We start from the raw sequence: 23,746 nt of genomic DNA on the forward strand, positions 1-23,746 counted from the left end.
AGAAAATTTTTTTACTGAGGCGCATCTTCAAACATCCAAACCAGCGAGCCGTGATACTCCCCGACATGATCCGTTGGTCGCAATAACAGCTTCAATCGATTCTCAGCTAATGTGGCGGATCCACTGCCTTCCCAGACCGGCTGTGCTTTGTCCGACAAGAGAATATCCCCTGTTTTATCAACAAAAATCAGCGCATCTCGCAGCTCTTGTTGCTGACTGTTTTTAAGCGGCGTATCGATTTTTACTTTCACTGTCCATTTGCTTTTTTCTAAGCGACTGTTATCTTCCACTTTGATTGGCTGACTTTCAGCAAAAAGATACTGATTAAAAGCTGGAATAGGGTGTGTTCCAAAAGATAAGACTGCCGGCACTTGCAGCCTTGGTCCTGACTCAGGAACAAACACGCGAGTTTCTGCTGCTGATTGATCCCCCTCTTTATTCTCTAGATATAATTTTACCTCTTTATTAAGCCATTCTTCTGGTACTTCGAAAACGACCGAGTCTTCCGTTTGTGTATTTCCCACATCATAGTTTCTTAGCACCTGTTTTTTCTCTCCATATTGGGCAACAACTTGGACGCTTTGATGGCTGTCATGGGAAAGGTCATAAGATAACTTGACTTCTTTAGAAAAGCGTGGAATCACGATTCTTTGTTGTCGGTCTTTTAATGTAAAGAGTAGTGGGACACCTTTTTTGTAATGATGGAAAACTTCTTGAGAACCTGGCATGACAATGATGTGGTCTTTTTCTTCTCGGATCGGATAGTAACCAGTAATGGTGGGATAGAACGAAGATAAATCAACAGAATGGGTGATCAGCCCTCTGATTTCCCCCGAATCTAAGAGTGGTTGATTGTTTTCATCAACAAAATTGATCTTCACTTCGTTATAGTAGTAAATGGACGCAGAAAGTTTTCCGATTAACTGTTCACCATCACCAATATCTTCATAAAGAATTGGTTGAAGTTGAAAACAGTCATTCTCGATCAGTGCAGGATCGACCGGTTGTTCTGCACTTCCAGTGAAGGTGTGGTGAATGATAAACTGATAACTATTGTCATAAAAGGCCCGGTTTTTTAGTGTAGAAGCTTTTGCATGAACAAGCAAATTCCCCTCATCATCGATGGTCTGGTCAAACCAATTTGTTCGATCCGTTCCAGAAAAATCTTTGATCTCGACTCCTTTTAATTGAAACTGATTTTGATCTGGATTTTCGATTCTGTAAGATAAAGTTGTTCGAGAATTGTTTGTTTCAGTGTAAGGAACTGTTTGTTGGAAACGAGTGATCACTTCATTGTTTTCAATGTTCTGAGTGGCTAGTGTTTGTGGATAGGCATAAGGAAATTCAACTGCTGGGAAAAAAACGGATAAATACTTTAATTCAGATATCCCAGCGATAGAAGATCTTGAGTCATTATTTTTGACAATAAACTGAAACTTCGAGATAGATTTTGTTGTGATTGCCAGTTTACAAGCATCATCTGACCAATTATCTGCGTTTCCTTGTCCTTTTAACGTCAAAGTGCCTTGCTCGTCTTCGCTGTATTGGATCGTGGAATCGGGAGCAGCAAAGATATGTTCTATGGCAGTAGCAGCCTGAGGAATTCGTATGTCTTTCCATTTGTTCAAACCCATTTCATTAAAAGTCGTCTTTAGTTGAATTGGCTGCATCTTATCGTCTAAAAATTCATAGGTGATTTCTGAGGTACCATTTGCCCATATTTTCAATCTTAGAAATTCGTTTTTCGTGATAAGCATATCCGCACCTGAAGGTTCCAACATCTTGACAGTCACCTTGACATTGACCGGATGCCCTTGATAATACCCAACATTTCTTATCAGAGCAGCGCTCTCTTTTACAGAATTAATCCCAGTAACTATTCTTTCACTATTCACGACTCCAGACACTTTTTCTATCGTGGTTGATTCACCATTTCTCATAATAAAAGCATTATCTGCAGGAATCTTCTCGGTTAAAGCGTTGCGATAATAAGAGGAATCTGTGATCGAGCCCTCCGTTTGGGCAGCTGCCTTTTGCGTACTAACAAAGACACTACAAATAAATAGCATTGCTACTAGAAACCATTTTTTCATCTTAATCCTCCTAATTTAATTTGTTCTTTCTATCAATTGATTTAGTGGAAAATCGATAGAACCCCTAATTTATTTACTCATATCCACTGACAATTGAATAGTCTAAAAAATTTATCAAATAAAGAAAAAAACTAGAGCAAAGCTGCAAGAAAACTAACTGTTTGTTCTTTAGTAAGCGGCTCCCCCCCTTCTTCTTGATCGAACTTGGCTAGAACCACGATCCGCCTTCTCAGAGAAGAGGTTCTTCCATTCATTTTTTTATCGGAAAATTCGACAAAGAAAACCCCTACTCTTTGCAAAATCCATTGAGGATGTGCGAAGAATAGGAGCTTTTTTGATTGCTAAGTTCGCCTGTTTTAGAAATCAGGAACTTAGGAGGATTACTCAGGCTGTTTGCCAATATAAGCCAAAATACCACCGTCCACATAGAGAACATGTCCGTTGACAAAATTAGAAGCGTCAGAAGCCAAGAAGACAGCAGGACCGGCTAAGTCTACGGGCTCTCCCCAACGCGCTGCTGGCGTTTTTGCCACAATGAACTGATCAAAGGGATGACGAGATCCATCTGGTTGGATCTCTCTTAAGGGTGCAGTTTGCGGTGTCGCGATATAACCAGGGCCAATGCCGTTACACTGAATGTTTGCTTCACCAAACTCAGAACAGATGTTTTTGGTTAGCATTTTAAGCCCACCTTTAGCAGCTGCATAACCAGCAACGGTTTCGCGGCCAAGTTCACTCATCATAGAACAAATATTGATAATTTTGCCATGTCCTTTTTTGATCATGGAAGGCAAAACGGCTTTAGAAACGATGAATGGCGCATTCAAATCAACATCAACTACCTGACGGAAATCAGCGGCTGACATCTCCAACATTGGGATCCGTTTGATGATCCCTGCATTGTTGACTAAGATATCAATGACACCTACTTCTTCCTCTATGGTTTTGACCATTTCATTGACTGCTGCTTCATCGGTGACATCACAGACATAGCCATGGGCTTTGATGCCGGCTGCTTGATAATTTTTTAAGCCTTCATCGACTGATTCTTGTGTTAAATTATTAAAGACGATCGTTGCACCAGCTGCTGCCAAAGATTGGGCGATCGTAAAGCCAATCCCATAAACTGCGCCGGTAACTAATGCAATCTTGCCATCTAAACGAAAGTGATCCATTGAAAAATCCATCTTCATCCTTCTTTCTTTTATTATTTCAACTCATCCATGGGAACCATGTCCATATCTGTGTATGTGATGTTCTCCCCGCACATTGCCCAAATAAAGGAATAGTTGCTTGTTCCGACTCCAGAATGGATCGACCAACTTGGGGAAATGACTGCTTGCTCTTCTGCGACTACTAAATGTTTGGTTTCATCTGGTTTACCCATCATATGGAAAACTTTTGTGTCCTCATTGGCGAAATCAAAATAAACATAGGCTTCCATACGGCGTTCATGGGTATGACAAGGCATCGTATTCCAAGCGCTACCTGGTTCTAAAATCGTATACCCCATTTGCAGCTGGCAACTTTCACACACATTCGGATGAATATACTGATAAATCTTCCGTTCATTCAGCGTCAAGCCTTCACCTGTTTCCATTGGTTTGACCTGATCGATACTGATTTTTACATTCGGGTATTTATGATGTGCCGGTACACTGGATACATAGAATTTCGCCGGATCATTTGGATCTTTTGAAGAAAAGACTACATGTTTCGTTTCTTTTCCGATATAGTATCCGTCTTGCTTTTTCATGTCTTCTTTGGTGCCGTCAATTTCAATGGTTCCTGCACCGCCAATATTGATCACACCTAGTTCACGGCGTTCCAAAAAGTATTCTACGCCTAACTCTTTGCTCAATTGAATCTCTAATGGTTGATCCGTAGGCGTTACTCCGCCAAAGATCATGCGATCATTATGGGTATAAGTCAACTGGATCGTTCCGGGTACAAAAATTTTCTCTACCAAAAATTCATTGCGTAATTGTTCGGTACTATAGTATCGAATATCTGCTGGGCTGTGTGTATAACGGGTTTCCATTTCTTGCATGCTGGTTCCTCCTAGCGAATGATTTTTCCAGATCCGGCTGCTAAAAATTCAGCTACTTCCGCTTCTGTAAATTGATTACAATCTCCATGAATCGTGTGCTTTAATGCAGATGCTGCGGTAGCAAAGTCAATGGTTTCCTGAGAGGAATACCCACTTAGAATGCCATGCAGGACGCCTGCACAAAAAGCATCCCCTCCGCCTACTCGATCAACAATAGGATCGATGCGGTGTTCTTGAGAAGCTGCATATTGGCCGTTATGCCAAAGAGTACCCATCAATGTATTAGCACTGGCGGAAAGCACTTCTCGTTTTGTCGAATAAAACAGTTCAATATTCGGATAACGCTGGTTCATTTGTTGGTAATAATACAGCAACTCATTTCCTTGCCCTGTATAGGCTGGAATCTCCATAAAAACTTGTGCATCCAACTTGCCCGCCGAACAATAATCGACCAAAGGAAGGATTTCCTTTAGAAAGGCGGCGGCTTCATTTGTCGTCCACAGTTTGCCACGATAATTGATATCGAAACTGATTTTGCAACCTGCTTTTTTCGCACGCTTAACAAGTGAAAGGGTCAAATCCCGCCACGTCTCGGATAACGCTGGTGTAATGCCGGATACATGGAAAAGTGCGACATCTTTAAAGATCGCTTCTGACCATTCATTGGTCTTGATTTCCGCAAAACTTGACCCTGCACGGTCATAAATGACTTTTGCTGCACGTTCTCCTACACCAGATTCCATATAGTAAGTACCCAGCCGGGGACCACCGCTTAGAAGCAGACTGCAATCCACTCCGTAATTGCGTAAATGATGGGTAACAGCTTTTCCGAGATCATTTGCCGGGACTTTACTTGCAAAAGAGACGTCGTGCCCATAGTTAGCTAAAGAGATAGCAACATTTGCTTCACCACCGCCATAGTGTGCAGCAAAATGTCCGCTTTGCTCCAAGCGTACACCAGAACTAGTCGATAAGCGCAACATAATCTCGCCTAAGGTAATAATTCTAGTCATCTCAGTTACCTCGAATGTCATTTAACTTGGCCACATATTGTGAAGCAACCGCTGTCACTTTCTCGAAATCACCACTAGCAGCTGGCGCTAACAAATTACCACCGACACCAACAGCGACCACTCCGGCATTGAACCACTCAGACATATTTTCCAAGCTGACTCCGCCAGTAGGCATAAGATTCAATTGGGGCAATGGTGCTTTGAAAGCGGAAATGATACTAGGACCATAGGCACTTCCTGGAAACAGCTTGATGATGTCTGCGCCTGATTTCAAGGCTTCTTTCATTTCAGTGATCGTCATACAGCCTGGCAAATAAGGTACTTGATACAAATTACAAATCTCAGCTGTATCGCGATCAAATGTCGGACTGACGATATACTCTGCGCCAGCCATAATCGCTAAGCGGGCAGTCACTGCGTCAAGTACCGTGCCAGCTCCTATGATCACTTCTTGGTCCTCTTGATAGTCATTGACTAACTCTGCAATCACTTCAGCAGCTTGCGGAACCGTGAAGGTCAATTCAATTCCTTTAATACCGCCTCGGACGATGGCACGACTAGCTTCCAGCGCTTCTTGCCTTGTAGTGCCTCGAACGACTGCAACGATTCCACAGGCTTTTAACTTTGATAATCGCTCTACTTTTTTCATAAACCCCTCCATCCTTAATTTCCTATTTGGAAATTAAGTTTTATTATAAAGAAATCTTATCTTTATTATACCTGGTCTTTTTTCTTTTGCAAGGGGTTTCCAAAAGTATTTCAAATAGCTGCTTCGATTTTATCTTTTGTGGCACGTATTTCTTGAAGCAATGTTTGTTTATAGCTCTCGGTCAATCGGTATTTTGGCAGACTGACTGAGAAAGCACCGACAATTTCCTCATCTTTCAAAAGAGCCGCGCCGATACAAAAAATCTCTTTCTCCATTTCTTCATCATCAAAAGCGATCTTCAGCTGACGCACTTCTCTTAACTCTTGATTTAATTTAAGAACATTCGTGATGGTGTTCTCAGTATAAGGTTGTAAAGGTGTTTCATCTAAATAAGCTTCATAGCTTGTCTCATCGAATTCTGCCAATACAGCTTTCCCCATCGCTGAGCTATATAAAGGTCTTGAAATTCCCACCTTCGACGACATGCGAATAGTTTGATTTTGAGGTTCCAGTTTATTGACATACAAGATTTCATTCGCTGTCAAAACCCCCAAATGGATGGTCTCATCGGCTTTTTCCTGCAATTCTTCCAAAAATGGCAGACTGATCTCTACCAAGTCAAGTTCTTGAATATTTTTATTGGCATATTTGACGAGTTTAGATCCTAAGCGGTATTCTTTTTGCTTGTCCTTTGCAACATAGCCGATCAGCTGTAATGTTTCGAGAATCTTTAACGCGGTTGAATTGGTTAAGTCTGTAGCAGCTGCAATCTCTTGCAACGATTTGTTGGGTTCTTCCGCAAGATAATCCATGATTTTCGCGGCTTTAATCAAAACAGTCCCATAGGGTTTCGTCATTTGTATTCCACCTTTGTTTTTTCTATATAAGAAATTATAATCTCTTATAATGAAATAAACAACCAAACTTATCCATCTTCTCTTGCGAAGACGGTATAAGAAGGTTGTTTAAAAAAAGGATAAAGAAAAAAGTTTTACTTTCTGTTTCTCTTCATTGTATGATGATATTACCACGAAAAGGAGCAATAGCATGGACTTAAATGTATTGACCAAAGGAAAAAAAATTTCCGAAAGCGAGCAGCACATCCTCACTTATTTGGTGTCTCATACGGACAAAATCGAAGGCGTCCCTTTGCGAAAAATCGCGCAAGAGCTTTATACTTCTCCAGCAACACTGGTGCGATTAGCACAAAAATTAGGTTTTTCCGGCTATTTGGAATTACTTTATTTCTTAAAAAATCGGCTGAATCGTCAAATGACCACTGAAGCAGCCATTGACTATCAGATCAACACAGAAGGCATTGCAGCCTCTATTGATGCGATCAAAGAAATTTATGCTCAAAACAATGATAAATTCATTACCATTTATGCCACTGGCTTTTCTGGTATCATAGCAGAATACCTTCATAAAAAAATGTTGGTTAATGGTATTAAAACTTTACTGGTGAGTGCTTCTGATTCCGGCGGTATCATTAGTAATAATATCGACAACATCAGTATGCTGATTACGATTTCTAAATCGGGGGAGACACAGAAAGTGCTAGAAAAAATGCAACTAGCGAATGACCATCAAATCCCCACTGTCCTTTTTTGCGGCAATGGTGAACACCGAGCCCATCAACTAGCAAATTTTTCTTTTGGTGTCACTGATGAACGACCATATGATACGCAGAACATCCAATATACGAGTTTTTACGGAAAGCTTTTACTGCTAATGGAGTACCTCGTAGAGGCATTTACTGCCGAAATCAACTAAAAGAGTCCAGGGCTTCAACATATGGAATAGCCAAAAAACTCTAGGATCACCCCTGCTATCTGGCTTTCCCGCTTCGCATCTACTCGATAAATGAAGCCATTCAGTTGCTTTCAGGTCGTTCAATCTTGTTGTTCAATCTCGCTGATACTTCAGCCGCAACCTTTTCTGCTAGTCAAAATAATGTTCAGCGAGCGACGCGTAGGCAGCGCTCGTTTTTTGATTCGGCGTAATGGTCTGCAAGTGGTCTCTTGCTGCCAAACGATGACCAAAATAAAGATCATAAAGACCAAAAATTGGTTCGTTTGCCGGTGACAAATAACATGTCACGCCCAAGATATCAGCTGTTAATTGTGCAATGGCTTTCGATTGGAAAACGCCACCGCTGATCGTCACTTCATCAGTAATTGCTGCCATTTCTTTTAAAACACCAATATTCAACAACATCCCCTCAATTGCTCCACGAATCATATCTGCCCGAGTATGTTGAATCGTCAAACCATGATAAGACGCCTTGATATCAGATGTCCAATAAGGAGCCCGTTCCCCATTGATAAACGGAAAAAAGCGCAGACCATGGCTACCGATTGTGGTTTCTTCAATGATTCTTGGGAGACTCTCATAGAAAGTGTCAGGATCTTGTGCCAATGTTTCTTTGATCCAAGCAAGGACGCACCCCCCATTATTCGACGGAGCACCAATGACATATTGACCCTCTTTAAGGTAATAACAAAAATTTTGCCGCTGATCGAACACCGGTTGATCCGTCACCTTTCGAACAGCAGCACTAGTGCCGATCGTCAAACTATTTTTGATTCCAGTCGATACATACCCTGCATAAGCCGCCAAACAGCCATCACTGGCGCCGCACATGATCTCTACTGTTTCATTCAATCCATAGCGAGCGGCAGCGGACGCAGCAATAGGAAACCGATCGGTCGTGTCACAGATTGGCGCAAACTGTTCAATGGAAAGGTCCAAATAGTGAAGAATCTCTTGACTCCAATTTTTTTCTTCAAGAGAGTAGAGGCCTGTTGCCGATGCAGTACTTCGGTCGATCCAAGGAGCTCCGGTAAATAAAAGCATCACCAATTCTTTCAGCCCATACCATTTTGTCTTGCCATCAAAACCGCCAGCGGATTTGAAGTGAAGCAACTTAGCAAATGGCGACATCGCATGGATCGGTGTCCCAGTCTGCCGATAAAACGATTCTGACAATGAGGATTGACGAAACTCTGCAATCACTTGGCTAGCCTGATTATCTGACCAAATATAGATTTCTTCAAATTTCTCATTTATCACTGGCATTAGACTATGCATCGCTGTACTGAACCCAATCACTGTTATTTGCTCTCGTAAAGAGGAGGGAATCTCCGTGATCCCTTTCAAAAGTACAGCTATAATTTCTGACGCAGACTGTGTGCGACCTTTTTCTGTTTTGGTATAAATAGGGAAAGAACGTTGATAAATGATTTTCCGTTCTTCCAACAAACCGATTTTTATTGCCGTCGTTCCAATATCAATCCCTAAAAACATTCCTCTCGCTCCCTTATCTCTGCTAATTCATTTCTATTTTAGCATACTTAAAAAAGATCCCCGCAAAAAGACCATTGCTCATCTCCCTTTGGATTCTTGATAAACATTTAGAATGTCAGTGATTCCAGCAAAAAAATCCGAATGATTGACAAGAGGGTTGGCAAACATCCAGCTTGCAGCCATCAACTACTGCACCACAGATGCACTCCCTCTCGTTTATCATTCAGATCCTCTATCTCCTCTGTCATCCTCAGACTTTTTAGCGAACACTAATTGTTGTAAGGTTTTTCAAAGTGAAATCTTTTGATCAGAAATGTTTCTCAGCATGTGAAACATTTTAGTGGAGTCCCGGCCAATAATCACCATTTTCTGAGACCAGATCATCTAAGAGATCTTTGGCTACTTTTGCGCTAGGAATGGTTTTGGAAAGGGTTAACGCCTGCCACATTTTTTGGTAACTCTTTTCCACATATGCCTCCACCACTAATTTTTCCACAGTGACTTGTTGGAACATCAAGGCTTGTTGGAAAGATGGTATCTTGCCTTGTGCCAAAGCTTCTGGTCCATCAGAGCCAACAATACAAGGAACTTCCACCATGGCATCATCAGGAAAGTTAGCGATTGCCCCGTTATTCTCAACAATCATGACCATTCGTTCATGCGTATTGAACGCAATTGCTCGTGCCAGATCCACAATAAAGGTTGCATGAGCATCGATTTCAAATGCGATACCCTCTGCCGATCCTTGTTCGATGATTTTTTTCGCATGGTCGAAGACTCGCTTTTCTCTTCCTTCCATGACCTCATTCGAACGCGTATATTCGGGATGCTCTTTCATATGATCATAAACGTAATCTGGGTATAAGTAATATTTTAAATACGTATTTGGCAAATACTCTGGTGTCAGAGCCAAAAGATCTTTGGCTTTTTTGTGGGTTTCTTGCCAACTAGGATCTGTATGTTGGGTGTCCACTTCAACTTGAGTAAGATAGCCATTCTGTGCAACATATTCCCTGATTTGTTGGATGTATTCGTTGCCTTCTTTGTCCTTGATGCTGGTCCACCAGCCAAAATGATTCAAGCCAAAATAACGAACTTCTAAGTCTGCTGGATTTTTATCAATAATTTGCGACATCCGTCGCAAGGTGCCCACTGGCATATCGCAAATATTCAATACTTTTGCGTCAGGTCGCAACACACGACAGGCTTCTGCTACAATCGCTGCCGGATTCGAATAATTTAACATCCAGCAATCTGGCGAATACGTTTCCATATAATCAATGATTTCCAACATTCCGGTGATACTGCGCATACCATAAGCGATACCGCCAGGTCCGCAAGTCTCTTGACCGAACACACCATGGCGTAGAGGAACCTTCTCGTCTTTTTCCCGCATGTCATATTTGCCTACTCGAATATGAGCCATACAAAAGTCAGCACCAGTAAAAGCTGCTTGCGGATCCGTCGTATAAGAAAATTCGATCTGTGGTGCCTGTTCTTTTAATAAGATCGTCAATGCTTCACCTAAAGTTCTTTGTCGCGCTTCATCATTATCATAAAGTGTCAGCTTTCTCAATGGGAAGCGGTTTTGATTATCTAACAGCATCATCACGATCCCTGGTGTGAAGGTACTTCCTCCACCGGCAATCACTACTGAAAAATTCTTCATCATTCAATCTCTCCTTCTCGTCCAAGAAACTTTTCTAATTCTTCTCGTACTTTTGGTACAGTCAATCCATAAACAACATGGACATTCTCACCATTCTTGATAACGCCTTTGGCTTGGGTTTCTTCTTTTAGCAATGTCTCATCCACTAGTTCTGGATTTTTTAGTTTCAAACGCAATCGTGTGTAACAGTTGTCAATCGTTTTAATATTACTGTCTCCACCTAAACCTTTCGTGATCAATGCTGAAATCGAGTCCGTTGGTACAGATGAAGGGATTACTTCTGCCGTCACTCCAACACCAGCTCCTGCTAACCGTTTCTCTTTGTACTCTTTTTTTGAATACAATTTTGTTTCATTCCCTTCATCTTCCCGACCGACTGTTTTCAAATTCATTTTGGTAATCAAAAAGCGGAAAAGAGCATAATAGAGAAAGAAAAATACTACGCCAACGGCGATATAGATGGGCCAGCGAGTCTTTTCAATCCCTAACGGCAAGTTATACAAAAGGAAATCAATAAAGCCATTCGGACCAATCGCTCTTGAGCCAAAAATATTCAAAGCAACCATACTCAGTCCACTTAATGCGGAATGGATCACGAACAAAACTGGCGCAACGAACATAAACGAAAATTCGATCGGTTCCGTTACCCCAGCAATAAAGGAAGTCACCACTGCTGGGATCAAAATAGCTTTGACCTTGACTCTATTCTCTGGTTTTGCGGTCTGATACATAGCTAGACAGGCACCAAGCAAGCCAAACATTTTTGAAATTCCTCGTGCATCCCAGATGACACTTTGCGAGAGAACCTTTACTGCCGGATCCGCAATTTCTGCAAAGTAAATGTTACGGGCTCCTTCAAAGACTTGACCACCGACTTCAGCGACTCCTCCAAGTGATGTATAGAGAAATGGCGTATAGATCAGATGATGGAGTCCAGTTGGAATCAATAATCTTTCTAGCGTCCCATACAAGAAGATGCCGAAGTTTCCTGTTTCTTGAATGATTCCACCTAAGCCATCAATACCCGTTTGAATCACTGGCCATACGATCGAAGACAGAATGGCCAACAAAACGACGACTGGAATCAAAATGATAAACACAAAACGAGCACCACCATATACCTGAAAGGCGTTATTGAACGTGGTATCGATGAAACGATTATGAATCAATGCAACAATAATTCCTAAAATGATTCCTAAAAAAACACCCATGTCTAAAACTTGAATCCCTAAGACCAGTGCTTGTCCTGATCCTTGAAGTGCATCTGCCGCTACTAGCATCCCTCGAAGTTCCAAGAATTTATTCATGGCATATAAGAATACCAGATAGCCTAATAACGCTGTAAAACCGGCTTCTGCCTTTTTCTTTTTGGCAAGACCAAGAGCGATCCCTACACAAAATATGATGCCGAGATTCGTCAAAATCGGTAGGAGCGAAGCAGATAATATACTCCCAAAACCAGTTGTGATCGGATTATCCAAAAATGGGAAACGCTCAATCAAACGAACGTTTGTGAAAACATTACCAATTGCGATCAAGATTCCGGCAATCGGCAATATCAGTACCGGAACAAACATGGCTTTCGAAAACTTCTGCATCGCATCCATCACTTTTTCTTTCATTGATGAAACTCCTTTACTTTTTTATCGGTAGGTTTATTATAGGGAAGTTTGGCGTCCATTGGAACAGGAACCGCTTTCAAATCAACCTGTTGCAAAGTTTGGAATGCGTTTCAGCATTCTAACAAACTCCGCACAAGAAAAATAAAAAAGCGAACCTCGAATTGGCTCGCTTGAGATAACGTGATAGACGATTTTTTGATCATAACGGCTTCACAAAAAACAATTCCAACGGCTGTTCAAAACCTGGTACGTCCATAAGCAACCCACCGGCATCTTTGTAGCCACATTTTCGATAGAAATGCTGACCGCTCTCATCAGACTGAGTAGAGGTCATACACATCCCATACCTTTGTTTCCGCATTTCTGCTTCCCAAAGGCGGAGGAAGTGCCTTCCTCTCCCTTTTCTCTGCTGGGATTCGTTGACCACCAGCAGGGTACAAAAGGGAATGGTATCCCAAAACAATTGGTAGCGAAGAATCCCCACAGGTTCTTCCTCATCGGTTAAGATCAACGCCTGTTGATCTTGGAACTTTTTTGCTAATCCTGCTTTTGACAAATGATTATCTAGCTCTAGCCAGAATGTCGTATCCCTTTTTTGCGCATAACGAATCTTCAGCATCTTGGTTTCTCCTTGTTTTTTCCTGAATCGTAAAGCAGCACTATTTTTCTGTTGTTTCTCGGTATTCTTTCAACACAGCCAGAAACGCATCACCGTATTTATCTAACTTGTTTTGACCAACACCTTTGATCTGTAGAAATTCGATAGGAGTTTTAGGCTGCTGCTCCGCAAGTTCCCGCAATGTCTTGTCCGAAAAGACGACATACGGCGGCAAGTTTTGTTCTTGTGCGAGCGTCAATCGCAGGGAACGTAATTGGTCAAACAATTCGTCATCGACGACCAATTGACGTACTTTGGCTTGTTTTCGGTAAACCTTTGCCTTGCCTAAAAGAACCTCTACACCGGCAGCTGACACACTGAGCAGGGGGTATTGTCCTTCCGAAGGGACTAAATAGCCTGATGCGGTTAAGTAGTCAATGAGTTGATTGACTTCTTTTTGTGACCAATCTTTCAACAAACCATAGGTTGGCAATTTTTCAAATCCCCATTGGGTGACTTTCTGATCTGCTGATCCGGTCAACACTTTCCCCACTAACGCTTTGCCAAAACGTTCACCCATTCGTTTCACACAGGACAACACTTTTTGCGTCTCAACGGTGATATCTACCTGTTCTCGTTCATCTAAGCAATTGCTGCAGCGGCCACAATCGGGACCGTCTTCCCCAAAATACCGCAATATGTAACGTTGAAGACACATTTGTGTATGCCCATACTGACTCATTTCTCTCAACTTGAGGTATTCATTTTGACGATACTGAATATCGGACTCAGATTGATCGATAAAAAACTGCTGAATCTGTAAATCCTGCGGAGCGTATAATAAAATGGCTTCGCTAGGTTCACCATCTCGTCCGGCACGTCCGGCTTCTTGATAATAAGATTCTAAATTACCGGGGATCTGGGCGTGGATCACAAAGCGCACATTGCTCTTGTTGATTCCCATACCAAAAGCATTGGTTGCTACCATCACTTGAAGACGATCAAAAAGAAAATCTTCTTGGTTTTGCGTACGTTCTTCTTCAGTTAATCCGCCATGATAGCGTCCAGCATTGATAGATTGTTGTTTCAATAAACGATAGATTCGTTCGACTTCTTTGCGTGTGCTGGCATAAATAATCCCTGATTGCCCTTTGTTCATCTTTAAATAGGTCAGCAAATAAGTATCTTTCTGCTCTTTGATAACTTCAAAAGATAGATTTTCGCGAGCAAAACCCGTTTTCACTTGGTTCTCTGGTGGAATCAGCAACAGTCGTTCAATATCTTGGGCAACTTTTGGCGTTGCTGTAGCTGTCAATGCCACCACCGTTGGCCGCTGATCAAAACTATGGATCGTTTCCGCTAAGCGTAAATAGCTAGGACGAAAATCATGTCCCCATTGTGAAATACAGTGGGCTTCATCAACAGCGAGTAGGGATATAGGAACATAGCGCAGCAATTCGCGAAAATGATCTGATTCCAAACGCTCTGGAGCGACATACAGGAGTTTGATTTCTCCTTTCGATGCTTGCCTTAACCGTTGGTTGATTTCCGGAGCTGATAAGGTACTATTGATATAAGCGGCCGGGATACCCATGTCATTCAATGCATCTACTTGATCTTTCATCAATGAAATCAATGGTGAAATAACTAATGTCAGACCGTCTAACAATAAAGCCGGGAGCTGATAACATACAGATTTTCCTCCGCCAGTCGGCATGATGCCTAAAACATTTTGATGAGAAAGAATGGCATTGATGATTGATTCTTGACCTTCCCGAAAGCTGGTATAACCGAATTTATCTCTTAAAACTTGATTGATTGATTGCATAATATCCTCTTTTCCATGTCCATTATACGAGAAAATCCAGTCATTTGAAATGGAAACAGTTTGGGAATCACTTTCGACAGGAACTTTCAGTCTTTGATTTTTTGAGAAGAATATGGAACAATGATTGAAACAAAAAAGGAGTTTGCAATTTTATGGAAAAAATCGTAATTATCGGTGGCGGCATCATTGGGATGACCTTAGCAAATTATCTAGATACGACGAAGTACCAAGTGACCGTGGTTGACGACCCTACGGGACAAGCTACTAAAGCGAGTGCCGGGATCATTTCCCCCTGGCTTTCGAAACGGCGAAACAAACGATGGTATCAATTAGCTAAAGATGGGGCTGCTTTTTTCGAAAAATTGGCACAAGATTTCTCACTGACCACAGATATTTATCAACGCTCAGGTACATTGATCATTCGCCCAGAAAATCAGTTGGCAGCATTAGCGGAACTGGCGGAGGAACGGCGCAAAGAGGCACCGGAAATCGGTCAAATCACCTGTCTTTCTCCTGCTGAAACGCAGCAAGCTTTACCTTTACTCAAACCACTACCGGCTTTGAAAATTTCCGGAGGAGGTCGACTAGATGGCGCTGCTTATCTAGCGTTCCTAGAAGAACGGGCCCGTACCAATGGGGTCGTTTTCATCCAAGGGAAGGCTAGACTTTATAAAGAAAAAAATTGGGTCGTTTCTACTACATACGCAGAAATTCCAGCGGATCATGTTTGTTTAACCGCCGGACCAGGATTAGGCCAACTGTTAGAACACTTGAACTACCACGTCGATGTTCGTCCCCAAAAAGGACAGCTACTCTCCTTCGAAACGACAGCGTCAGCAAAAGATTGGCCAGTGGCGATGTTAGAAGGCGAAGGCGATTTGATTCCTTTTGCGAATGGGAAGATCCTTTTAGGAGCAACTCACGAAAATGATGGCGGTTGGGATCTGACTCCCACTGAAGCAGCAAAGCAACAATTGCTGACTGGCATCGGTTCATTTTTGGCAGCCCCAGAGAAATTGTTTGCTGCGCCAATGACAGTTCGCGTAGGAACACGGGCCTATACTTCTGACTTTGCGCCATTTTTTGGACTGCTTCCCAGTGAGCCAGGATTAGTGGTCGCCAGCGGACTGGGTTCTTCTGGATTAACCACAGGTCCCTATATCGGTTATTTACTGGCTGAATATTTTAATCAAGGTCAGAACCCTTCTGAAAAGCAAAAACTTTTTGAGAAATATAGTAAACCTATAGCTGCCTATATTACTCAACGTCACTGATGGTAAAAAAAGGAGCTGTGACAAAAGTCTTGTCGCAGCTCTTTCTTTCGAACAATTGGACAGAATATACCGCAGCTGCTTTTGCCAGGTGCATCTCCCCTCTTGTTAAACCTCTTTTTTTTTGAATTTAAGCGTTTAAAATTACCTTTTCTAATAGGGCACCGGCTTGATGATTTCCTTCAAGACCGATCGTTCCTGAAAATTGTTGGACACGTTCCATGTTCGTGATTAGGACGATGACCATCGTTTCTTTGCCTTGTTGTTCGATATAAGACAAGTCCATCGCTGCTAGTTTCGATTGTGGGGTTACTTGCTCTCCTACTTTTACGAATACTTCAAAGCCTTTGCCATCAAGAGAAACTGTATCGATTCCCATATGGACTAGAACTTCCACACCATTCGATGTGGTGACTCCCACCGCATGTTTGGAAGGGAAAACCGAAGTGACTTCACCACTGACTGGCGAATAGATTTGGCCGTCTTTAGAGTGAATGGCATACCCTTCACCCATCATTTTTGTTGAAAACACTTCGTCGGGTACATCTTCCAATGGAATGTATTCTCCTTGCGTTACAGCATGCAAATCAAGTTCGTTGGTGAAGGTTTCTGTTTCTGCTTGATTAGGGACTAGGAAATAAGTCAGAGCAAAAGAGGAACCGATCGCCAAGACAATGCCTAGGACCGCATAGATAAAGTATTCACCAATATAAGCCGGCAAACTAAAGATACTGGATAAAATATAGCCATAGATCCTTACGCCAAAAAAGCTGATGAACGCTGATGCAATCGAACTACCGATGGTAGCTGCTAAAAATGCTTTTTTATATTTTGATAAAATCCCAAACAATGCTGGCTCAGTGATGCCCAGCAATCCTGACACAGCTGAGGACAAAATGATTGATTTTTCTTCTTTTGATCTTACTTTAAAGTAGATCGCTGCGGTTGCGCCGGTGATCGCCATATTTGCCATGAACATCATTGGCATCAACATATCATACCCTTGATTGGCAAAGTTTTGTAATGCGATTGGCGTCATTGCATGGTGTAATCCGGTAAAGATCGCAATTGGACGAATAGCACCTACAACAATTCCTGCCAATACAGGAGAAATCGTAAACAAGCCAGCTACACCATCTGCAAGCAAATTGCCTAAATGAATACTGATTGGACCAATAACTGTCAGTGTAATCAGTCCAGCCACAAACAAGGAAATCGTCGGTGTAAAGACGGTCCGCAGAACTTGCGGCAATACCTTGTCTACCCAGCGATAAATGTAGCTTAATGCTAAAACAGCAAAAATGATTGGAATAACGGTACCCGCATAATTGAAAACGGGAACTGGTAAAACCCCAAACAGTCGAAAGGCCGAAATATTGCCTTCAGCAACTGCATTCGTCATCGTTGGAAATTGTAATGTTGCAGCAATGGCGATCGCCAAGTATTGATTCGTTTTAAAGATGCGCGCAGCAGAAGCAGCAACAAAAAATGGCAAGAAGGTAAATACGCCGCTGGCGATCATATCAATGACTAAATACGTATCTGTTTGATTGGAAATCACATTTAAGGCAACCAATCCTGCCATCAACCCTTTAATCATTCCTGCCCCAGCGATTGCTGGAACAATTGGTCCAAATACACCGGAGACTGTATCCATAAACAACGAGACAGCGCCTTTTTTCTCTGAAGACTCTTGACTCTTTTCATCCAAACCAAGTTCTTTGGCTAATGGAGCATAATAATCCGCTACATCTGTACCGATCACCACTTGGAGCTGATTGCTTTGATATTTCGTTCCCACCACTTTAGGTATTTTTTCTAAAGCAGTATAGTCAACTTTCTTTTCATCCTTCAAATCAAAACGAAGCCGCGTCATACAATGCCAAGCATTATTGATATTCTCGGATCCACCAACATCTTTTATGATCTGTTTTACGATGTCTTCTTTCATCATCATTTTTTCCTCCTGTTGTTTGCTAACGGACTTGAATCTTGAGGCGCCTTTTCAAGTGGGTCCGTTTTCACACACATAGTAGCATGGCTGCACCCGCTTGTAAAACCAGTCCTTTTATTAAAAAAACCGACCAAAAAGGCTATGTATCAACAAATAAATAAGAATCTATCTAAAATTGGACTGGTTTTATGAGCCATAGCCATCTTTTTTTGGACCAAATTGACAGCGGTTGCTCTGCGTGTTTCAATGGCTATATCAACTAGATACAAAAATTGGAGTGAATAAAATGACACCAACGATCATCACCGACGTCAAATCCTTTGCGATCAAACCTGATCGCCATAACCTTGTTGTCGTTAAAGTAGAAACCAATAAAGGAATTTCCGGACTAGGCTGTAGTACGTTTCAATTTCGTCCTTTAGCAGTCAAAACAGTCGTTGACGAATATTTACGTCCCCTTCTGATGGGTAGAGACGCGAATGAAATCGAAGACATCTGGCAAGTCATGAATGTCAATTCCTATTGGCGCAACGGTCCAATCACAAACAATGCCATCTCTGGTGTTGATATGGCATTATGGGATATCAAGGGACAGTTAGCTGATATGCCTCTGTATCAACTGCTGGGGGGAAAAGCAAGAACCGCGATCCCTGCTTATACTCATGCGGTAGCAGATAATTTAGACGATCTCTATCACGAAATCGATCGTTTTTTGGCAGCCGGCTATCGCTATATTCGTTGCCAGCTCGGGTTCTATGGCGGGAATCCAAGCCAGTTGCAAACACCCGAAGAACCAATCTCCGGCTCTTACTTTGATCAGACAGATTATATGGAAACGACTTTGAAGATGTTCGCAGCGATCAAAGAAAAATATGGCAACCAATTTCAAATGCTGCATGATGTTCATGAACGCCTCCATCCGAATCAAGCCATTCAGTTTGCCAAAGCAGCAGAACCTTATCAGCTCTTTTTCTTGGAAGATATTCTGCCGCCTGACCAAAATCACTGGCTGACACAATTACGCAGTCAGTCAGCAACCCCCATTGCAACAGGTGAATTGTTCAATAATCCAATGGAATGGCAAGAACTAGTCAAAAATCGGCAGATCGATTTCATGCGGGCCCATGTATCACAGATTGGCGGCATTACGCCAGCATTGAAGCTAGCTCATTTTTGCGATGCGATGGGGGTTCGAATTGCCTGGCATACGCCTTCTGATATCAGTCCAGTCGGCTTGGCAGTCAATACGCATTTGAATATCCATCTGCACAATGCCGCGATCCAAGAAACGATCGAGTTGCCGGCAAATACCCAATCCGTGTTTGTTGGCAGTCCCCAACCCAAAGGCGGCTTCTTCTATCCAATGGAAAAAAGCGGGATCGGTATTACATTTGATGAAGAAGCTGCGGCTGATTTTCCGGTCGTTTACCGCCCCCATGAGTGGACACAAAGCAGAACGCCGGATGGTACACTAATCACACCTTAAATAATAATCCTAAAAAACTCAGCAGCCTGACTCAAATTGTTGAATCAGAGCTCTGAGTTTTTTTGATTTATCGTCTAGGAAATTTGTGGCTCTTCCTCTGCCGATCAATCGATGCGTGAACGATGGATTTCTCGATCGAAAGGTCGAATATAGGTGACTGCATAGTCGATGGCGACGATGTTGCTGAATTCATAGACCCGCCCATCTTCCAAAATTGCCCGATTCGTGATTTGCATCGCTGGGGTCCCCCGTTTGCACAGCAAGATTGCCGACTGGGCCATTGAAGTCGCAATCGGGGTATAACTGCTGATGTAGTGGGAAATCCGATATCCGCAACTCTCAACATAGCGCTGAATTGAATGTTCTACTACCTCTTGAGTGACATTAGGAAATAATCCTACCGGTAGCTTCGACGTTTCTAGCTGTTCAATCTTATAATTGACGATTCGCACCCGTTCAAAGGTCCAAACTTCTTCATTGTCTGCTAACTGAAAGATTTTTTGTTCATCTGGGGTAGCGGGTGCTTTACTCAAAGAAATCATTTTGGAGTGGATCCGATCGTAAGGAGTCCGTGTCAAGGAATTAAAGATCATGGGATTTTTGACCCACTTCTCATGGATAAAGATTCCCGATCCTTGGACCACACGAACGATGCCGATTTCTTCTAAATTTTTGATTGCTTGTTGAATCGTAAAGCGGGAAACGCCATAATTTCTGGCAAGTTCTCTTTGATTCGGTAATTTTCCTTCAATAAATTCTTCCTGATAAATTTTACTAAGCAAATCTTGAACGATAAATTCTCGTTTTTTCATAAAAACTCCCCTCACTTGCTCTCAGCTGTCGCCAGAACAGATAGCCCATCTTCTAGAGCGATTGAAAGATGCACCTCACAGCAGATAGAGCATCGTCGCTTGTCCAGTATCATTACGAACTATTGTACTCGAATGTACTCGAAAATCAATCTGCTGAATCATTGGCTCTAGAGTTAAAAAATTAGAATCTGTATCAAACCAGGCGTGTCGCCACAGAAATGAGTATTTCTATATCAGCTAGCTTGATGTAGTTCATGAATGGTCAACACCTTAATCAAACAAGGATCAATCAAAAAAGATGTCACGAACTGTTAAACAGATTCGTCACACCATCGTATGAATCGATTATTGCACTTATTCCGAGAAAAAAATTAGTCGGACGGATCAGATTCCCAGTAATCCCGGAGTTCTTCATTGATTGTTTCAACATTCACTGATTCTCTTTGTTCCTCTGGTTGCTCTTCGTTTGGCACATCACCAACCGCTTTTAGACAATCAGGCGTGACTGTTTCACCTGCTTCAGCAGCCGTCAGTATTTTCTCGATTTTTATTTTGTGGGTCCAGTCAGCACCCATGTCATAAATGTAGGTCAGTGTTTGGCAGGTTTGGAAATCATGGTCGATCACTAATGCATTTGTAGGTTCCGTGTTCGGCACATCGATTGAATTATTGCCGGCAAGAAAAAGGTAGAGCTGTGAATCCTGCCATTGAAAAGCAATTTGGATCATATTATGGAGTTGTTCATAACTAATGCCTGCAGGAATGAGCATCCTTCGCCAAATCGGCGGCTTGAAACCTTCCAAATCAATACGGATTTGATATGCAGCGATTCTTTCTTCGCTAGCTTCAGGAACTTTTTTTATTGGAAAAGGGACGATTTTTGGCGATCGTTGATTTTCATAGGGATGTTCGATCGGAACCAAATCATGATCTTCCGGTTCGACATCATGAAGCATCTCTAGCATTGCCGCTTTCTTCTCTGAAGACCAGAAATGCGGTTTTGACATGCGAGAGTAAAACACAGGCTGTTTTTCTGCAAGAACAAAGATAATCTCTTGGTATTGTTCTTTTGTAATGTGCTGTTCTTTATACATGCAATAATAAAAATCTTCAATAGCTAATTTAGCAAAGGGGAGGAAATTCAAATCATAAGGAATCTCTTGAGGCATCATTTCCGTATAGACCCATTCGACAAACTCTTTGTCTGTCAGCATTCTTTTATTCGTCTTTTGTTCTGCACAAAAAATCAAATAAAAAACCGGATCTAAGTAATGATCTAAATCATCATTACTGACAACACTCGGACCGCCGAACAACGCGACATGATCCATCATGTGATCGATTACTTTTGCTAATTTTTTCAATGTTTTTTCCAAAAAAATACCGCTCCTTTCTATCAGTTTAACTTTGACGAAAAGAGCAGTAATTGTCAATCTTTTTTTTAATGAGCAAGCATTTCCTGTGCAATTTCTAATCCAGACAGATCAGTCGGATAGAACGTTGGCCAATGATCCATTTCCGACAATAATGCTTCTTGACTTTCATTGCCAAAATAAAGGTGAAAATGATGGGAATCAGTTGGTGCAATCGAGTGATCGCTAAATTGAATATATTTGAAGGCTGCATCGTTATCTTTTGATTCAAACAAATAACGGACGCCGCGATTCCCTGCTTGGTAATTCAAGATCTTTTTGCCTACATATTGATAGGTTGCTTTCTTGGTTGTGCCATCTTCAAAGGTAAATGCCATCGTATCTCCTGTGATCGTAATTTCTGCAACATCTGTTTGGTAGCCAGTTGTATAATAGTCTTTGTATTCCTCGGCCGTCATGCTTTTATTCTGTTTTGCTTTGTAGTCAAAAACTTGATCCAGCGTGCCGTCTTTCAAATAAGGATAGACCGATTGCCACTGTCCCTTCCAGTCCGTGAGTGAGCGGTCTTGAACATCTGCGTCGTCGAAATACCCATTATAAACGGTTTTTTCTTTCTCTGCTTCTTTCACTTCTTTCTCATTGGCTTGTGAAGTAGTCAGCATCAATGCGTCTCGGTTTTGTTCCATGATGGAAATGTAATCTTCCCCACGATCCATTTGTTCCTGTGTCAATCCTTCCAGCGGATTCAAAACGGATAAATCGACACCAGCTTCTGTTGCCAGTGTTTTGGCAATACTGTCTTTGGCATTTTCTTCAAAGTAAATCGTCTTGATCCCGGTATCTTCTACAAAATGCTTCAACTCAGCAATACGTGCCGCTGAAGGCTCTTCATTGGGAGACAGTCCGGCAATCGGAACTTGTGTCAGTCCGTATTCCAAAGCGAGGTAGCCAAAAGCAGCATGCTGGGTGACAAAATGCGTTTGCTTGGCATTCTTAAATGCTGACTGATAAGAATCATCCAATGACTGCAATTTTTCTAAATAGGCCGCAGCATTCTTTTCAAAAGCAGCTTTCTTTTCTGGATAAGCCCTGCTTAGCTGATCACGAATGCTTGCTACTTGTTTGATTGCAAGGCTTGGTGCTAGCCAGACATGAGGATCTAATTCATGAGAGTGCCCTTCTTCATGATCGTGCTCGTGATCGTGGTCATGCTCTTCATCACCCGGCAGCAACACCATCCCCTCCGTAGCTTTCACAACGGTGACATCTCCTTCTTTCAATGTAGATTCAATGGCAGGAACCCACATTTCCATGTTCTCATTATTGTAAACAAAGACATCCGCTTCTTGGATTTTTGCCATATCTTTAGCCGATGGTTCATAGTCATGTGAGTCTGTCCCTGCCGGCATCAACAATTCGACATTGCCTTCATTTCCCACCACATTGCGAGTAAAATCATACATAGGATAAAAACTAGCGAGGACTTGAATCGTTGGATCACTTGATTGTTCTGTCTGTTCATTCGCTGATTCCTTTGTCACACTGCAAGCAGCCAACCCTAGAGCCAAAATCGAAATACCTGTTATTTTTAAAAATTTCCTCATCTCTTTACCAGCACCCCTTTTTGATTTAGCAAAACGATCATTTCTCCTAAAAAAAAACCAGAGAGCCTGTTACGATTTGCTTTACACAAATCGTAACATTTACGTTTTACTTTCGATTATTTACTTTACACAAGGGAAAACAATCTGTCAACATCTAAAAAGATGTTTTTTTATATGTCTATTCTTTCATATCTGCAGTGATTCATTTGTCTTTTTGCTCGCGCTGTCTGACTTGTTCTTTCAAATCGTCTGTGCTACACTCAGAAAGTAATTGAATCGAATTATCCACTAGGGGCGCTTTATGCTGAGATAGACAGTTTGTCTGGTCCCTTTGAACCTGATTTGGTTAATACCAACGTAGGGAAGTGGTTGCGCAGCTTATTTCGCGTTCCCATTTTTCTGTCTACCCGTGGATAGA

18 protein-coding genes and 1 riboswitch are annotated in these 23,746 nt (G+C 42.0%); of the genes, 3 read left to right on the forward strand and 15 right to left on the reverse strand.

All coding sequences use genetic code 11. The features are described from left to right. Window positions 1–11: 11 nt before the first annotated feature. The 6 genes from ACTFWY_RS00625 to ACTFWY_RS00650 all read right to left on the reverse strand — a co-directional run bounded on the left by ACTFWY_RS00625 (window position 12) and on the right by ACTFWY_RS00650 (window position 6,668). Entirely contained in the window at window positions 12–2,093 is a 2,082-nt protein-coding gene (locus ACTFWY_RS00625; RefSeq protein ID WP_195957677.1) for a hypothetical protein, read from the reverse strand. A 380-nt stretch (window positions 2,094–2,473) separates the two neighbouring features. Next, on the reverse strand, window positions 2,474–3,280 hold the full coding sequence (locus ACTFWY_RS00630; protein ID WP_034704712.1) for a gluconate 5-dehydrogenase: 807 nt from the start codon (window positions 3,278–3,280) through the stop codon (window positions 2,474–2,476). A 20-nt stretch (window positions 3,281–3,300) separates the two neighbouring features. Then, window positions 3,301–4,143, reverse strand: coding sequence for a 5-dehydro-4-deoxy-D-glucuronate isomerase (kduI, locus tag ACTFWY_RS00635; protein WP_311810674.1), 843 nt, complete (start codon window positions 4,141–4,143; stop codon window positions 3,301–3,303). An 11-nt stretch (window positions 4,144–4,154) separates the two neighbouring features. Further along, window positions 4,155–5,156, reverse strand: coding sequence for a sugar kinase (locus ACTFWY_RS00640; RefSeq protein WP_103300039.1), 1,002 nt, complete (start codon window positions 5,154–5,156; stop codon window positions 4,155–4,157). Between the two features lies 1 nt (window position 5,157). Then, a complete protein-coding gene (locus ACTFWY_RS00645; RefSeq protein ID WP_113849850.1) occupies window positions 5,158–5,805 on the reverse strand; it encodes a bifunctional 4-hydroxy-2-oxoglutarate aldolase/2-dehydro-3-deoxy-phosphogluconate aldolase in 648 nt (215 codons plus the stop codon). A 110-nt stretch (window positions 5,806–5,915) separates the two neighbouring features. Next, window positions 5,916–6,668 carry an IclR family transcriptional regulator gene (locus tag ACTFWY_RS00650; protein ID WP_029486913.1) on the reverse strand — a complete coding sequence of 251 codons (753 nt, stop codon included), beginning with the start codon at window positions 6,666–6,668 and terminating at the stop codon, window positions 5,916–5,918. Between the two features lie 184 nt (window positions 6,669–6,852). Here ACTFWY_RS00650 and ACTFWY_RS00655 point away from each other — a divergent pair, with 184 nt between their 5' ends. Then, window positions 6,853–7,578, forward strand: a complete 726-nt coding sequence (locus ACTFWY_RS00655) for a MurR/RpiR family transcriptional regulator (RefSeq protein ID WP_086269236.1) — start codon at window positions 6,853–6,855, stop codon at window positions 7,576–7,578. A gap of 168 nt (window positions 7,579–7,746) precedes the next feature. Here ACTFWY_RS00655 and ACTFWY_RS00660 read toward each other — a convergent pair whose 3' ends face one another. The 5 genes from ACTFWY_RS00660 to recQ form a co-directional block, all read right to left on the reverse strand. After that, window positions 7,747–9,111: a gluconokinase gene (locus tag ACTFWY_RS00660; RefSeq protein WP_113849851.1), complete on the reverse strand. Its 1,365-nt coding sequence runs from the start codon at window positions 9,109–9,111 to the stop codon at window positions 7,747–7,749. Window positions 9,112–9,448: 337 nt separating this feature from the next. Beyond that, window positions 9,449–10,780, reverse strand: coding sequence for a 6-phospho-alpha-glucosidase (locus ACTFWY_RS00665; RefSeq protein WP_003127146.1), 1,332 nt, complete (start codon window positions 10,778–10,780; stop codon window positions 9,449–9,451). Next, window positions 10,780–12,402 (reverse strand): PTS transporter subunit EIIC, encoded by a 1,623-nt coding sequence (locus tag ACTFWY_RS00670; RefSeq protein WP_103300036.1) that lies wholly within the window; start codon window positions 12,400–12,402, stop codon window positions 10,780–10,782. The genes ACTFWY_RS00665 and ACTFWY_RS00670 overlap by 1 nt, the downstream gene beginning before the upstream one ends. A gap of 199 nt (window positions 12,403–12,601) precedes the next feature. Further along, window positions 12,602–13,021 (reverse strand): GNAT family N-acetyltransferase, encoded by a 420-nt coding sequence (locus ACTFWY_RS00675; protein WP_311810675.1) that lies wholly within the window; start codon window positions 13,019–13,021, stop codon window positions 12,602–12,604. Between the two features lie 40 nt (window positions 13,022–13,061). After that, window positions 13,062–14,828 (reverse strand): DNA helicase RecQ, encoded by a 1,767-nt coding sequence (gene recQ / locus ACTFWY_RS00680; protein WP_003127130.1) that lies wholly within the window; start codon window positions 14,826–14,828, stop codon window positions 13,062–13,064. A gap of 152 nt (window positions 14,829–14,980) precedes the next feature. On the opposite strand from recQ, the gene ACTFWY_RS00685 reads away from it, so the two are divergent. Next, on the forward strand, window positions 14,981–16,102 hold the full coding sequence (locus ACTFWY_RS00685) for an NAD(P)/FAD-dependent oxidoreductase (RefSeq protein WP_103300034.1): 1,122 nt from the start codon (window positions 14,981–14,983) through the stop codon (window positions 16,100–16,102). Window positions 16,103–16,229: 127 nt separating this feature from the next. Here the strand turns inward: ACTFWY_RS00685 and ACTFWY_RS00690 are convergent, their stop codons facing one another. Further along, the gene (locus tag ACTFWY_RS00690) at window positions 16,230–18,053 is read right to left on the reverse strand and encodes a glucose PTS transporter subunit IIA (protein ID WP_311810677.1); all 1,824 of its coding nucleotides are present in this window, start codon (window positions 18,051–18,053) and stop codon (window positions 16,230–16,232) included. Between the two features lie 286 nt (window positions 18,054–18,339). On the opposite strand from ACTFWY_RS00690, the gene ACTFWY_RS00695 reads away from it, so the two are divergent. After that, window positions 18,340–19,539, forward strand: a complete 1,200-nt coding sequence (locus ACTFWY_RS00695; RefSeq protein WP_103300033.1) for an enolase C-terminal domain-like protein — start codon at window positions 18,340–18,342, stop codon at window positions 19,537–19,539. A 104-nt stretch (window positions 19,540–19,643) separates the two neighbouring features. Here ACTFWY_RS00695 and ACTFWY_RS00700 read toward each other — a convergent pair whose 3' ends face one another. The 3 genes from ACTFWY_RS00700 to ACTFWY_RS00710 form a co-directional block, all read right to left on the reverse strand. Continuing rightward, window positions 19,644–20,351: a GntR family transcriptional regulator gene (locus ACTFWY_RS00700; RefSeq protein ID WP_005472428.1), complete on the reverse strand. Its 708-nt coding sequence runs from the start codon at window positions 20,349–20,351 to the stop codon at window positions 19,644–19,646. A 371-nt stretch (window positions 20,352–20,722) separates the two neighbouring features. Next, a complete protein-coding gene (locus tag ACTFWY_RS00705) occupies window positions 20,723–21,727 on the reverse strand; it encodes a plasmid pRiA4b ORF-3 family protein (RefSeq protein ID WP_005472426.1) in 1,005 nt (334 codons plus the stop codon). Window positions 21,728–21,792: 65 nt separating this feature from the next. After that, window positions 21,793–23,328, reverse strand: coding sequence for a zinc ABC transporter substrate-binding protein AdcA (locus ACTFWY_RS00710; RefSeq protein ID WP_311810678.1), 1,536 nt, complete (start codon window positions 23,326–23,328; stop codon window positions 21,793–21,795). A gap of 280 nt (window positions 23,329–23,608) precedes the next feature. Beyond that, window positions 23,609–23,709, forward strand: a riboswitch (TPP riboswitch). The last annotated feature ends 37 nt before the right edge of the window (window positions 23,710–23,746 follow it).

It is taken from the genome of Enterococcus sp. 125944 (genome assembly GCF_051909435.1).
GTDB classification, from domain to species: domain Bacteria; phylum Bacillota; class Bacilli; order Lactobacillales; family Enterococcaceae; genus Enterococcus_D; species Enterococcus_D gallinarum.

Coding starts and splice junctions, on each gene's coding strand:
- ACTFWY_RS00660 (WP_113849851.1), bottom strand. CDS start 9,111: ATGTTTTTAGGGATTGATATTGGAACGACGGCAATAAAAATCGGTTTG.
- ACTFWY_RS00690 (WP_311810677.1), bottom strand. CDS start 18,053: ATGATGAAAGAAGACATCGTAAAACAGATCATAAAAGATGTTGGTGGA.
- kduI (WP_311810674.1), bottom strand. CDS start 4,143: ATGCAAGAAATGGAAACCCGTTATACACACAGCCCAGCAGATATTCGA.
- ACTFWY_RS00670 (WP_103300036.1), bottom strand. CDS start 12,402: ATGAAAGAAAAAGTGATGGATGCGATGCAGAAGTTTTCGAAAGCCATG.
- ACTFWY_RS00640 (WP_103300039.1), bottom strand. CDS start 5,156: ATGACTAGAATTATTACCTTAGGCGAGATTATGTTGCGCTTATCGACT.
- ACTFWY_RS00710 (WP_311810678.1), bottom strand. CDS start 23,328: ATGAGGAAATTTTTAAAAATAACAGGTATTTCGATTTTGGCTCTAGGG.
- ACTFWY_RS00700 (WP_005472428.1), bottom strand. CDS start 20,351: ATGAAAAAACGAGAATTTATCGTTCAAGATTTGCTTAGTAAAATTTAT.
- ACTFWY_RS00630 (WP_034704712.1), bottom strand. CDS start 3,280: ATGGATTTTTCAATGGATCACTTTCGTTTAGATGGCAAGATTGCATTA.
- recQ (WP_003127130.1), bottom strand. CDS start 14,828: ATGCAATCAATCAATCAAGTTTTAAGAGATAAATTCGGTTATACCAGC.
- ACTFWY_RS00625 (WP_195957677.1), bottom strand. CDS start 2,093: ATGAAAAAATGGTTTCTAGTAGCAATGCTATTTATTTGTAGTGTCTTT.
- ACTFWY_RS00695 (WP_103300033.1), top strand. CDS start 18,340: ATGACACCAACGATCATCACCGACGTCAAATCCTTTGCGATCAAACCT.
- ACTFWY_RS00665 (WP_003127146.1), bottom strand. CDS start 10,780: ATGAAGAATTTTTCAGTAGTGATTGCCGGTGGAGGAAGTACCTTCACA.
- ACTFWY_RS00645 (WP_113849850.1), bottom strand. CDS start 5,805: ATGAAAAAAGTAGAGCGATTATCAAAGTTAAAAGCCTGTGGAATCGTT.
- ACTFWY_RS00655 (WP_086269236.1), top strand. CDS start 6,853: ATGGACTTAAATGTATTGACCAAAGGAAAAAAAATTTCCGAAAGCGAG.
- ACTFWY_RS00675 (WP_311810675.1), bottom strand. CDS start 13,021: ATGCTGAAGATTCGTTATGCGCAAAAAAGGGATACGACATTCTGGCTA.
- ACTFWY_RS00685 (WP_103300034.1), top strand. CDS start 14,981: ATGGAAAAAATCGTAATTATCGGTGGCGGCATCATTGGGATGACCTTA.